Genomic DNA, 12,105 nt, shown 5'->3' on the forward strand with positions numbered 1-12,105 from the left:
TGTTCCGGCGTCGGGCGTCCGGTTTCCCGGAGAGCGCGTCACCTTCCGACCGTGACATTTGTCAGGCCGGCCCGGGCGGCCGCGACGGGCCGCCCGGGCCGGCGGGGTTCAGTGTCCGGTCGCGACGCCCTCCCGGGCCCGCCGGGGCAGCAGGAACGCACCGAGGACGGTGACCGCCACCAGCCCCAGCTCCGCGACCAGGGTGACCTTCACGGCGTGCCCGACGCCCTGGGCCGTCGCGTCGAAGAAGATCGTGCCGAGCAGGGCGACGCCCAGCGCCCCGCCGAGCTGCTGGACCGCGGTGAGGGTGCCGGAGGCCGAGCCGGTCTCCTCCTCCGCCACGCCGGAGAGCACGATGTCGAAGAAGGGCGCCATCACCAGGCCCATCCCGAAGCCGACCGCGAGCAGCGCGGGCGCCATCCGCCACGGGGTGACGCCGTCGCCGGCCAGGTCGAGGGTGACCAGCATCCCGGCGACTCCGGCGAGTACCACCACGAGTCCGAGGTGGATCAGCCGGCGGCCGAACCGCTGGGCCAGCCCGGCCCCGGCGAGCACGAAGGCGACCACCATGCCGAGCGCCTGCGGCACGCCGGCCAGGCCGGTACGCAGCGGCGACCAGCCCAGCCCGAGCTGGAGATAGAGGCTGAACACCAGCGAGAAGCCGGTGAGCGCGGTGAAGAAGGCGAGGCCCGCGACGAGCCCGCCGGTGAAGGCCCGGCGGCGGAACAGCGCCGGCACCACCAGCGGGTCCCGGCCGGCGCGCTGCCGGCCCACCTCGTAGCGGGCGAAGATGGCGAACACCACGGCCGCGCCGGCCAGCATCGCGAAGGCCCAGCCGGGCCAGTCGTGCTCGCGGCCCTGCACCAGCGGGTAGACCAGCAGCACCGCGCCGAGCGAGACGAGCGCCACGCCGGGCAGGTCGAGACGGCTGGCGTGGTTGGGGCGGGACTCGGGCAGGAAGCGTGCCGCGCCGAGGGCGGCGAGCAGGCCGAGCGGCACGTTGATCAGGAAGATGGCCCGCCAGCCGGTGCCGGCCAGGTCGGCGTCGACCAGCCAGCCGGCCAGGATCGGGCCGCCGACGGCGGAGATCCCCATCACCGGGCCGAACGCGCCGAAGGCGGCGGCGAGCTGCTCGGGCGGGAACATCTCCTTGATCAGGCCGAGCCCCTGGGGCAGGAGCAGCGCCCCGAACAGGCCCTGCGCCACCCGAGCGGAGATCAGCGTCGCCGGGCTGCCGGCGAGCGCGCAGAGCGCCGAGGCGGCGGTGAAGCCGAGCACCCCGACCAGGAACATCCGGCGCCGGCCGTAGAGGTCGCCGAGGCGGCCACCGGTGACCAGGCCGACGGCCATGGCCAGGGTGTAGCCGGCGCCGATCCACTGGATCAGGGCGGTGGAGCCGCCCAGGTCGGCCCGGATCGCCGGGCCGGCGAGGTTGGTGACCAGCACGTCCAGCAGGTCCATCACCTCGGCGGCGAGGATCACCGCGAGGGCGACCCACCGCCAGCGGTGGCCGTGCTGTCCGCCGGGTGCCGCCCGGTGCGCTGCGCTGAGGTCGGTCGTCATCAGTTCTCCCCGATACCTTCGAACAGTGTTCGTCAACGAACACTGTTCTATCAGCGAACGCCGTTCGTAGCAAGTACGATGTTCGGGTCCCCCCGATCCCGGAGGTCGCCCGTGAGCGAACAGCCCGCCCCGCCGTGGCGTACCCGGCCCCGTGGCCGGCCGGCCCGCCAACCGCTGAGCCAACCGGCGGTGGTCGACGCGGCCCTCGCCGTGCTCAGCCGGGAAGGGCTGGGCGGGCTGAGCATGCGGCGGGTGGCCCAGGAGCTGGGCACCGGTCCGGCCTCCCTCTACGCCCACGTCTCCGGCCGGGAGGAGCTGCTGGAGCTGCTCGTGGACCGGGCCAGCGCGGAGATCACCGTCCCGGCGCCCGACCCGGAACGCTGGGCCGAACAGGTCCGGGACGTGGCCCGGCAGGCCTACCGGGTGTACGCCGCGCACACCGAGCTGGCGCTCGCCTCGCTGGCCACCATCCCCACCGGGCCCAACGCGCTGCGGGTCACCGACGGGCTGCTCGCCATCCTGCGGGCCGGCGGCGTGCCGCCGCAGCCGGCGGCCTGGTTCCTGGACCGGCTCTTCCTCTACATCGCCGGCGACGCCTACGAGGGCGCCCTGTACGCGGCGAAGGTGCGGGCCACCGGCCAGGACCAGCGGACCTGGTGGACCCGGCTGCGCGCACAGCTCACCGAGTACTACCGGAGCCTGCCGCCGGGCCGCTACCCGCAGGTGCAGGAGTACATGAACGAGCTGATGAACGGCGACGGTGACGTCCGCTTCGACTTCGGACTCGACCTGCTGATCCAGGGCGTCGCCGCACACATCCCCGGCGGGAACGGGCACAGCGCGCGTGGCGACGAAGGGAGTGGCCGCGGCGGGGCCGGGTAACCAGCGCACTCGTCCGAACGCCGACGTCACGGAACGGGGGCCACGTCATGGGGGTGCCGACGGGACGGGTCGACACGATCGTGCTGATCCACGGGCTCTGGATGACTCCGCGCAGCTGGGAGAAGTGGGTCGACCGGTACGCGGGGCGCGGTTTCCGGGTGCTCACCCCGGCCTGGCCCGGGATGGACCGGGAGGTCGAGGAGCTGCGCGCCGATCCCACCCCGATCGCCGGCCAGCGGATCCGGACCATCGTCGACCACTACGCGGCGATCATCCGGGAGCTGCCCCGACCGCCGATCATCATGGGGCACTCGTTCGGCGGCCTGATCACCCAGCTCCTGGTCGACCGGGGGCTGGGCGCCGTCGGCGTCGCCATCCACCCCGCCCAGATCAAGGGCGTGGTGAAGCTGCCGGTCGCGACCCTGCGCTCCTCGTACTCGATCCTGCACAACCCGGCCAACCGGCACCGCGCGGTGCCGTTCACCCGCGAGGACTTCCGGTACTCCTTCGGCAACACGATCAGCCAGCAGGAGTCGGACGCCGCCTGGGAGCGGTACGCCGTGCCGGGCGCCGGCCACGTGCTGTTCGAGGCGGCGTTCGCCAACCTGAACCCGGACGCGGCCACCAAGGTCGACACCAGGCGCGCGGACCGGGCCCCGCTGCTGCTCACCGCCGGCGGCGAGGACCACGTGGTGCCGCCGTCGGTGGTCTCGGCCAACGCCAACCTCTACCGCGGCTCGAACGCCATCACCAGCTACCGGGAGTACCCCGGCCGGTCGCACTTCGTCGGCGGCGAGCCGGGCTGGGAGGAGGAGGCCGACTTCGCCCTGGAGTGGGCGGTGGAGGCCGCCAACGAGTACTCCCCGACCGTGGTCAGCACCGCGCCCGGCCGCCGTCCCTGAGCCCCGTTGTGCTCAGCGCACAACGAATCGCGCCGGCGCTCACCGCCGCCTCGGCCGGCGGGCGCAGTCGCCGTCGTGGTCAGGCCAGAGCAGGCAGCGCTGGCCGCCAGGCAGGAGGCGGTCGCAGAAGACCCAGTGGCGTACGTTCTGGTCGTCCTCGGCCGAGACGGTGGTGCCGCCGGGGTCGAGTTGCGGCAGGACGTGCGCCCAGTGCGCCACCACCCGGGCGAGGCGCTGGGCGGAGCGCAGGTCGTCGGCGGCTGCCGGCAGGTGAATAACCCAACGCTCGCTCACCGGCCCTGCCCCCGCTCGGCGCGGGCGCGGACCTGCTCGGACTGCCAGCGGCGCAGCGCGTCCTTGACCCGGTCGGTCTCCCGGCGGCTCTGCGCCAGCGCGTCGTAGACAGCGGCCAGGTCACCCGCGACCTGGTCGAGGAACTCCCGCACCTCCTGCGGGTCGAGCCCACGCCGCCCGAGCGGGGTCCGCCGGAACCGCCGCTCCCGCACCTGTCAGGGGCGCAGCGGATGGTAGGCGGCCGATCGGTAACAGGTCGGCGGGTGAACCCGCCGCAACCGACGCCGGGCACGCCGGAAGAAGACACCCATACCAGGACCTGCCTCTCACCGTCGAGGTCGAACCGTGGAAGGGCGAGCCCGTCGGCCCGCCACGCACCGGCGGACCCACCCCGGCACCTGCCACCGCAGCCTGAAGGTCAGCGGTACGACGGCAGGGCACTTTTATCGGCTCCGCGCCGGCAATCATCTGATCACTTAGGCGAATCGCAGCCTCACTCATCGTGCAACGGTTCCGTCCCTTTGCGCAACTCCCGATTAGGGCACGGGTCGTTGCGTGTCGCGCCCCTACCGTCCACACTGGGCGGCATGACTGGAAGCCCGACCGTGCGCCGACGGCGACTGGCTGCCGCGCTGCGTCGCCTGCGGGAGCAGACAGGGATGACCGCCGACCAGGCGGCGAAGGAGATCGGCATCTCGAAATCGGCACTGAGCCGGATTGAGAACGCCCAGGTCTCGGTGATGCCACCGGTTGCTCGCGGCCTCCTTGAGCTGTACGGAGTGGAGGGCGAGGAGGTCGACGCGCTCGTCCAGGTCGCGCGGGACGCGCGGAAGCGCGGCTGGTGGCAGGCGTACGACGACGTGCTGCCGGAGTGGTTCGAGGTCTACGTCGGACTGGAAGCCGAAGCCTCGGAGATTCGCGCCTTCCAGCCGCAACTGATCCCCGGCCTGTTTCAGACCGCCGATTACGCCCGCGCGGTCATCCGCGCCGAGCACCCGGATGCTCCCAGCGAGGAGGTGGATCGTCGGGTCGAGCTGCGGATGCGCCGTCAGACGAGCGACAGCCCGCCGAAGCTGTGGGTGGTGCTGGACGAGGCAGTCCTACGGCGGCCGGTCGGCGGAGCGGAGGCGTTCGAGGCGCAGTTGCGACGGCTGGTCGAGGAGGCGGAAAGGCCCGGCAACACCATCCAGATCCTGACCTTCGGCGCAGGCGAGTACGGTTCGATGGGCAGCGCCTTCAGCGTGCTTGCCTTCCCGGAGCCCGCCGACCCGGGGGTTGTCTACGTCGAAACCCGCGCGGGTAGCCTCTATCTCGAAGGCCAACAGGTGAGGGAGTACAGCCGGGTCTTCGAGCACCTGGTGGCCACGGCGGCCAGCGCTCGGGAGTCGCGCGTCCTGATCCAGGGGGCGATCAGCGAGCTATGAGAGGACGGCGCGGGTGGACGAGGTCGACAAGGCCCGCGTGACCTGGCGGAAGAGCACCCGCAGCAACGGCTCTGGCGACTGCGTTGAGGTCGCGGACGACCTGGCGGGCAAAATCGGTGTGCGGGACAGCAAGGACCCCGAAGGTACGGTCCTCGCCTTCGAACCAGAAGCGTGGTCACGCTTTGTCCGGGGCGTCAAGCGACGGATGCTCGATCGCTAGGTTCGGCCAGGGGTGCGTTGCCCGGCCCGTCGGCCAGCGCGTTGTCTTCGCAGAACCGGACAACACGCAGCCGGCTGTGGCGGCCACCCGGTGCCCGGTCGAGCACGTCATCGAGCCAGGGCTCGAAGCGCGCCCGCCCTCGCAGCGCCTTCGCGCCGACCATCGGAGGACGAAACGGCGGCCCGCTCGTCCGCGTCGTGCGGCGTCACCTGGCGCGGTGGGACGGCGTGTGGCGGCTCGATCAGCTGCCGCCAGAGGAACTCCAGCGTCAGCGCCGAGAGGAACGCGCGCTGCTCGTTGTTGGCCGCGCCGCCGTTAGGGTGCCCCTGACTGATCAAACTACGCCGGAATGCCAATCACCCAGGCACAAGGGTGACGTTCTGCTCTGGCATGGGAGGCGGATACCGGGGTATGACCGACTCATGAGGGCGAGCTTCCGGCTTGGCCGGGTCGCGGGCGTACCCGTCGGGGTCAACTGGAGCGTCCTGGTCATCTTCCTGCTCATCGCGTGGGGCCTGGCCGCGAACCAGTTCCCCCGCGCCTACCCGGACCGGCCGACCATCGCGTACGTCGCGGCGGGCCTGGCCGCCGCGGTGGTCTTCTTCCTCGGCCTGCTGGCCCACGAGGTGGCGCACGCCGTGGTGGCCAAGCGCAACGGCATCGAGGTCGAGGGGATCACGCTCTGGCTCTTCGGCGGGGTCTCCGAGCTGAAGGGCGAGGCCCGGGATCCGGGCGCGGAGCTGCGCATCGCCGGCGTCGGGCCGCTGGTCAGCCTGATCATCGGCCTGTTCTTCGGGGCGATCGCCGTGCTGCTGGCCGTGGCCGGCGTGCACGGCCTGTTGCTCGGCTCGGTGTCCTGGCTGGCCGGCATCAACGTGCTGCTGGCGGTCTTCAACGTGCTGCCCGCCGCCCCGCTGGACGGGGGGCGGGTGCTGCGCGCCGCGGTGTGGAAGGCCACCGGCGACAGGACCAGGGCGGCCGTCGTGGCGGCCCGCGCCGGTTGGATCCTCGGCGTGCTGCTGATCGGGCTGGGGCTGTGGCAGTTCCTGGTCGGCGCCGGGGTGGGCGGGCTCTGGCTGGCCCTGATCGGCTGGTTCCTGATCGGCGCGGCCGGGGTGGAGGAGCGCCAGGCCCGGATGGGCAGCGCGCTGCGCGGGGTACGGGTGGCCGACGTGATGACCCCGCAGCCGCAGACCGCGTCCGGGGAGATGACCGTGGCCGACTTCGTCGACCACTACCTTTTCGCGTACCGGCACTCGGCGCTGCCGCTGACCGAGGACGGTCGGCCGGTCGGCCTGGTCACCCTCGACCGGGTACGCGGCATCCCGGCCGACCGCCGGGCCGGCACCACGCTGGCCGAGGTCTCCTGCCGGGCCGACGAGCTGGTGCTCGCCTCCCCGGACGAGCAGCTCTCCGACCTGCTCCCCCGGCTCACTGAGTGTGCCGACGGCCGGGCGCTGGTGGTCACCGACCAGCGGCTGGTGGGCATCGTCTCGCCGAGCGACATCAGCCGGGCGGTGCAGCGCGGCAGCCTGCGCGAGCAGATGGCCGGTACCCGCCGCTAGTCGCGGCGGGCGGCGGAGCCGGACCGGGAACCGGCGACGACCGGTCGGCGACGTGCGGCGGGTCGGCGGGTCGGCGGGTCGGCGGGTCGGCGGCAGAGTGCGGCCTCCGGCAGGCGGTCAGGCGCGGGTCGGCAGGGTGAGGATCTCGGCTCCGTCCTCGGTGATCGCGATCGTGTGCTCGCTGTGCGCCGTGCGGCAGCCGGTCGCGCTGCGCAACGTCCAGCCGTCGGCGTCGGTGACCAGCTCGGCGGTGTCCGCCATGACCCAGGGTTCCAGGGCCAGCAGGAGGCCGGGGCGCAGCCGGTAGCCGCGACCGGGCCGCCCGGTGTTCGGCACGTGCGGGTCCTGGTGCATCGTCGAGCCGACGCCGTGCCCGCCGAACTCGGTGTTGATCGAGTAGCCGGCCTCGTTGAGCACCGAGCCGATGGCGTACGAGACGTCGCCGACGTGGACGCCCGGTCCGGCCGCGGCGATTCCGGCGCGCAGCGCGCGCTCGGTCGCGTCGATCAGCGCGACGCTCCCCGCCGGCGTCGACCCGCCGACCAGGAAGCTGATCGCGGAGTCGGCGACGACTCCGCCGCGGGCGACCGCGAGGTCGAGGGTCAGCAGATCACCGTCGGCGAGCCGGTAGTCGTGGGGCCGCCCGTGGAGCACGGCGTCGTTGACCGAGGTGCAGATGTAGTGGCCGAACGGGCCGCGCCCGAAGGGCGGCTCGTAGTCGACGTAGCACGACTGGCCGCCGGCCTCCATGATCATGGACTGGGTCCAGCGGTCGATGTCCAGCAGGTTGGTGCCCACCGCGCAGCGGTTCCGCAGCTCCCGCAGGATGTCGGCGACCAGGGCGCCGGCCTGCCGGGCCCGGGGCAGCTCGGCGGGGTTCAGGATCTCGATCATGCGACGCCTACTCGTTCGGCAGATAATTATCCCGGCCATATTATCCCGGTACTAGAATCGCAGCCATGGTCAGGTTGCCGCTCACTCCCGCGGAGGTCGAACGCGGACAGCGCCTCGGCGCTCTCCTGCGCCGCGCCCGGGGCGAGCGTTCGATGCTCGGCACCGCGCTGGACGCGGGCGTGTCACCGGAGACCCTCCGCAAGATCGAGTCCGGCCGGGTGGCCACCCCCGCCTTCCCGACCATCGCCGCGATCGCCGACGTCCTCGGCCTCTCCCTCGACGCGGTCTGGGCAGAGATCAACCAGCCGGTCGCCGGGGTCGACCTCGCCCGACCGGCCCGCCACCCGGGCCAGCGGCTCGCCTCCTGAGCGGCCTGGGTGCCTTGCGCCCGTCGAGGCGGACTGCCAAGATCCGCCAATGGATGGCGTAGAGGTGGCAGAGATCGCGCCCGGTGAGTACTCCTTGTCCCTGGCGGCGGGAACCACCGACGTGGATGACGTGATCTCCGAGCTGGGCCACGAGCCCAACGGTTACTTCTGGGAAGGCATCGTTGAGCTGCTCGTCAGGTCCGAGGCCCCCACCCTCGAAGGTCGCTTCTCGTCCGATCCAGAGGCCGGAGCCTTCTACGCCACCAGCACGGATCGAAACGCGCTCGATGACCTGGCTGTCCTGCTCCACGCCGTCGCGGCTGACGGGCACCGCCTGCGGCGGCTCGTGAAGTTCGCCGAGGCCAACGGTTTCGAATTTGACGACTGAGCGCGGCGCTAGTCGCGCGGGAAGTAACGGTCCAGCTCGTCGGTGCGGAACGTGCCGGCCGGGTCGACCTCGCGGAGCAGGGCGCGGAAGTCGTCGTACCGGGGATAGCTGGCGGCCGGGTCGCGGGCGAAGAGCTTGCCCCAGTGCGGGCGCGGCGCGAACGGAGCCAGCCGCTCCTCCACCTCGGCCAGCACCGGCGCCACCGCCACCGGGTCACCGATCCAGGTGAAGTGGAAGGCGACGCTGTCCCGCTCGTAGTTGGGGCTCAGCCAGAGCCGGTCGGCGGCGATCGTCCGTAGCTCGCAGATCTGCAGCACGGCGGCGATCCGCGCGGCGGCCGGCTCCAGGGCGGCCAGCGCCGCGCCGGCGTCCGCGCGGCCGACGTGCCACTCGGACTGCAGCTCGTCGCCGCTGCTCGGGGTGAACCCGAGCCGGAAGTGCGGCAGCCGCTCATGCCACGGCCCGGCCTCGCCGAGCTGGACGGTGCAGTTCTGCGCCGGCATGCCGGGCACCGGGTGCACCGGCGCGTCGGCGGCGACCGTGTCCAGCCAGTCCGCCGGGGGTGGCGGCTGGTCGGCGCGCTGCTTGAGCCACACCTGGTCGAGCCGGTCCGAACGCCAGTCGGTGAAGACGCTCGCGCTGTACGCCCCGTCCAGCGCGGCGTCCAGCGCCGCCCGGGGCAGGCCGAGCCGGACGTACTGCCGGAGGTCGAAGGTGGGCAGCACGTCCAGGGTGACCCGGCTGACCACGCCCAGCGCGCCCAGGTTGACCACCATGCCGGCGAACCGGGGGTCGGCGCGGTCCACGGTGAGCAGGTCACCGTCGGCGGTGACCAGCTCCAGGGCGGCCACGGCGGTGGCCAGGTTGCCGTTGGCCCGGCCGGAGCCGTGGGTGGCGGTGGCGACCGCGCCGGCCACCGAGATGTGCGGCAGCGAGGCGAGGTTCGCCAGCGCGTACCCGTCGGCGTGCAGCCGGGTCGCGACGTCGCCGTAGCGCAGGCCGGCGGTGACCGTGACGGTGCTCCGGTCGCGGTCGAGCGCCACGGCGGGCGGCAGGCCGGCCACGGAGATCAGGTCGCCGGTGGTGTCGCCGATCCGGTTGAAGGCATGGCCGGTGCCGACCGCGCGGACCCGCTCGGCACCGGCCACCAGCCGGCGCAGCTCGTCCACGCTGGCCGGTCGGTGCCGGCGGGCGGCCCGGTAGTGGACGTTGCCGGCCCAGTTGCGGCCCACGGCGGGCTCCGGCGTCTCGGCGGTGGTCGGCGGGCGGGATGCGGCGGCGTCGGTCACGCGGAGGTCGTCCGATCGGTCGGCGTGTCAGTGTCGGTCAGGGCGGCGCAGAGCGCGTCGAGCGCCTGCTCCACCTGGTCAATCTGGTAGCCCCGGAGCGCCACCAGCAGGCCGGCGGCGCGCGCCTGCTCGATCTCGGCCCGGGCGGCCAGCCGCCGGGCCGGATCCGCCGAGGCGAGCGCCGCCCGGCCGAGGGCGACCAACCGGTCCACCGCGCGGGCATCGTACCCGCGCAGCCCGACGGTGAAGTCGATCCCGGCACCGCTGCGCAGCGCCGCCACGGGACCCCGGGCGTCGGTGAAGCGCCCGCCGGACCAGCGGGTCAGCGCCGCCGCCACCTCGTCCGGGCTCTCCCGTACCTGGGTCAGGTCGAGCAGTTCGACGGCGGCGCGCCCGTCGCCCGGGTAGCGGGCGGTGGCAGGGGCCGCCGGCGGGCCGGCTGCCGCGGGCAGCCCGAGCAGGCGGCCCGCGTCGTCGAGGGCGAGCGCCTCGAACTGCTCCCACCGGTACGTCCCGCGCAGCCCTGGTCGCCGCACCACCAGCCCGTCCGGCCCGATCCCGAAGCGGAACGGCCGCAGCGCGTTCACCAGCACCGCGCCGCCGACCAGGATCGCGCCCACGGCCACCAGCAGGCGCAGCAGTCCGCTGTCGGCCAGGACGAGGACCATCAATCCGCCCACCACGCAGGCGTTCGCCAGCGGCAGGGCCCCTCGGCTCCGGTGCAGCTCCACGTCTCATCCCGTCGTCGGCGCCGGTCGTCCGGGTGCATCATCCGTCAAGCTGTCAAACCGCGTGTGCCCCGGCCCCGCCCGGGGCAGGCTGGGCGGATGAGCAGCTACCGTCACCCGGCCCCGCACCGCGAGGCGCGCCCGTCCGGCGAGGACCCGAAGCCGACCGCACCGGGCCCGGGAAGGACCCGGGCCACGGCTCCGGCCCCGGCACGGACGCCGGAGCCGACCGGGACAGGCTCCGTCCGGGCCACGACTCCGGCCCCGCCGCCGACGCCGGAGCCCACCGGGACGGGCCCCGCCCGGGCCACGACTCCGGCCCCGGCACGGACGCCCGAGTCCACCGGGACAGGCCCCGCCCGCGCCGCGACTCCAGCCCCGGCACGGACGCCCGAGTCCACCGGGACAGGCCCAGCCCGGGCCACGACTCCGGCCCCGCCGCCGACGCCGGAGCCCGCGCCGGCGCCGAAGCCCGGCCCCGGCCCCACGCCCCGGACCTAGAGCTGGCGCAGCACCTCGGCGGCGATCAGCTCCAGGTGGTCCAGGTCGGCCAGGTCGAGCACCTGGAGATAGACCCGCTGGCTGCCGACCTCGGCGTACCGGCCGAGCTTGTCGACGATCTCGGCGGGCGTACCGGCGAGACCGTTCTCCCGCAGCTCGGCCGGCTCGCGGCCGATCGCGGCGGCCCGGCGGGCCACCTCGGCCTCGTCGCGCCCGCAGCAGACCACCGCTGCGTGCGACCAGATCATCGTGCCCGGGTCGCGGCCGATCTCGACGCAGGCGGCCCGGACCCGGTCGAAGACGGCGGTCGAGTCCGCCGGCGGCACGAACGGCAGGTTGAACTCGTCGGCGTACCGGGCGGCGAGGCGGGGGGTCCGCTTCGGACCGGTGCCGCCGAGCAGGATCGGCGGGCGCGGCTGCTGCACCGGCTTGGGTAGCGCCGGCGAGTCGCTGACCGGGTAGTGCTTGCCGGGGAAGTCGAAGGTGCTGCCGGCCGGCGTCTCCCAGAGCCCGGTGATGACCGCGAGCTGCTCCTCCAGCCGGTCGAAGCGCTCACCCACCGAGGGGAACGGGATGCCGTACGCGGTGTGCTCCTCGGCGAACCAGCCGGCCCCGAGGCCCAGCTCGACGCGGCCGCCGCTCATCTGGTCGACCTGGGCCACGGTGATCGCGAGCGGGCCGGGCAGCCGGAAGGTGGCGGCGGTCATCAGGGTGCCCAGCCGGATCCGGCTGGTGTCGCGGGCCAGGCCGGCGAGGGTGGTCCAGGCGTCGGTCGGGCCCGGCTCGCCGCCCACCGCGCCCATCTTCAGGTAGTGGTCGGAGCGGAAGAAGGCCCCGAAGCCGGTCTCCTCGGCCTGCCGGGCCACGGCGAGCAACTGGTCGTAGCTGGCGCCCTGCTGAGGTTCGGTGAAGATCCGCAGTTCCATGCCCCGAGCATAGGCAGCGCCCCGTTCCGGCTACCGGCAAGGAACGGGACCCGCTCGACACCTCCGGCGGGTGAGGGTGGCCAGCACGATTCGCACCTCATTGCGCAGCTCGCTCGCTACATTCCTTGACAGGCATATGACTAACAAGGCATATTGTGCGG

At 73.5% G+C, this 12,105-nt stretch carries 13 protein-coding genes and 1 pseudogene; 7 read left to right on the forward strand and 7 right to left on the reverse strand.

What is annotated here, in order from left to right:
* Positions 1-108 precede the first annotated feature (108 nt).
* Positions 109-1,563 carry a DHA2 family efflux MFS transporter permease subunit gene (locus LQ51_RS30555; RefSeq protein WP_046571773.1) on the reverse strand — a complete coding sequence of 485 codons (1,455 nt, stop codon included), beginning with the start codon at positions 1,561-1,563 and terminating at the stop codon, positions 109-111.
* 111 nt (positions 1,564-1,674) lie between these two features.
* Between LQ51_RS30555 and LQ51_RS30560 the strand changes: the two genes are divergently transcribed.
* Positions 1,675-2,445 carry a TetR/AcrR family transcriptional regulator gene (locus LQ51_RS30560; protein WP_052745105.1) on the forward strand — a complete coding sequence of 257 codons (771 nt, stop codon included), beginning with the start codon at positions 1,675-1,677 and terminating at the stop codon, positions 2,443-2,445.
* 47 nt (positions 2,446-2,492) lie between these two features.
* A complete protein-coding gene (locus tag LQ51_RS30565; protein WP_046571777.1) occupies positions 2,493-3,347 on the forward strand; it encodes an alpha/beta hydrolase in 855 nt (284 codons plus the stop codon).
* A 39-nt stretch (positions 3,348-3,386) separates the two neighbouring features.
* On the opposite strand, the gene LQ51_RS30570 is transcribed toward LQ51_RS30565, so the two are convergent.
* Positions 3,387-3,641: a hypothetical protein gene (locus LQ51_RS30570; RefSeq protein ID WP_046571779.1), complete on the reverse strand. Its 255-nt coding sequence runs from the start codon at positions 3,639-3,641 to the stop codon at positions 3,387-3,389.
* A pseudogene (locus LQ51_RS30575) lies at positions 3,638-3,952 on the reverse strand (DivIVA domain-containing protein). The gene LQ51_RS30570 and the pseudogene LQ51_RS30575 overlap by 4 nt, the downstream one beginning before the upstream one ends.
* A gap of 276 nt (positions 3,953-4,228) precedes the next feature.
* Between LQ51_RS30575 and LQ51_RS30580 the strand changes: the two are divergent.
* From LQ51_RS30580 to LQ51_RS30590, 3 genes are all read left to right on the forward strand, one after another.
* Entirely contained in the window at positions 4,229-5,065 is an 837-nt protein-coding gene (locus LQ51_RS30580; RefSeq protein WP_046571781.1) for a helix-turn-helix domain-containing protein, read from the forward strand.
* A 13-nt stretch (positions 5,066-5,078) separates the two neighbouring features.
* Complete coding sequence (locus LQ51_RS30585; protein ID WP_046571783.1) at positions 5,079-5,285, forward strand: DUF397 domain-containing protein; 207 nt, start codon at positions 5,079-5,081, stop codon at positions 5,283-5,285.
* 422 nt (positions 5,286-5,707) lie between these two features.
* Positions 5,708-6,850, forward strand: coding sequence for a site-2 protease family protein (locus tag LQ51_RS30590; protein WP_046571784.1), 1,143 nt, complete (start codon positions 5,708-5,710; stop codon positions 6,848-6,850).
* Positions 6,851-6,967: 117 nt separating this feature from the next.
* On the opposite strand, the gene map is transcribed toward LQ51_RS30590, so the two are convergent.
* Positions 6,968-7,744: a type I methionyl aminopeptidase gene (gene map, locus LQ51_RS30595; protein ID WP_046571785.1), complete on the reverse strand. Its 777-nt coding sequence runs from the start codon at positions 7,742-7,744 to the stop codon at positions 6,968-6,970.
* Between the two features lie 65 nt (positions 7,745-7,809).
* Between map and LQ51_RS30600 the strand changes: the two genes are divergently transcribed.
* A complete protein-coding gene (locus LQ51_RS30600) occupies positions 7,810-8,112 on the forward strand; it encodes a helix-turn-helix transcriptional regulator (RefSeq protein ID WP_046571787.1) in 303 nt (100 codons plus the stop codon).
* 64 nt (positions 8,113-8,176) lie between these two features.
* The gene (locus LQ51_RS30605; RefSeq protein ID WP_231605946.1) at positions 8,177-8,500 is read left to right on the forward strand and encodes an Imm51 family immunity protein; all 324 of its coding nucleotides are present in this window, start codon (positions 8,177-8,179) and stop codon (positions 8,498-8,500) included.
* A gap of 8 nt (positions 8,501-8,508) precedes the next feature.
* Here LQ51_RS30605 and LQ51_RS30610 read toward each other — a convergent pair whose 3' ends face one another.
* The 3 genes from LQ51_RS30610 to LQ51_RS30620 all read right to left on the reverse strand — a co-directional run bounded on the left by LQ51_RS30610 (position 8,509) and on the right by LQ51_RS30620 (position 11,944).
* Positions 8,509-9,732, reverse strand: a complete 1,224-nt coding sequence (locus tag LQ51_RS30610; protein ID WP_046571857.1) for an FAD-binding protein — start codon at positions 9,730-9,732, stop codon at positions 8,509-8,511.
* A 53-nt stretch (positions 9,733-9,785) separates the two neighbouring features.
* The gene (locus LQ51_RS30615) at positions 9,786-10,520 is read right to left on the reverse strand and encodes a hypothetical protein (protein WP_052745106.1); all 735 of its coding nucleotides are present in this window, start codon (positions 10,518-10,520) and stop codon (positions 9,786-9,788) included.
* Positions 10,521-11,014: 494 nt separating this feature from the next.
* Positions 11,015-11,944, reverse strand: coding sequence for an LLM class F420-dependent oxidoreductase (locus LQ51_RS30620; protein ID WP_046571790.1), 930 nt, complete (start codon positions 11,942-11,944; stop codon positions 11,015-11,017).
* Positions 11,945-12,105 lie beyond the last annotated feature (161 nt).

This window comes from Micromonospora sp. HK10 (genome assembly GCF_000982955.1).
GTDB lineage: Bacteria > Actinomycetota > Actinomycetes > Mycobacteriales > Micromonosporaceae > Micromonospora.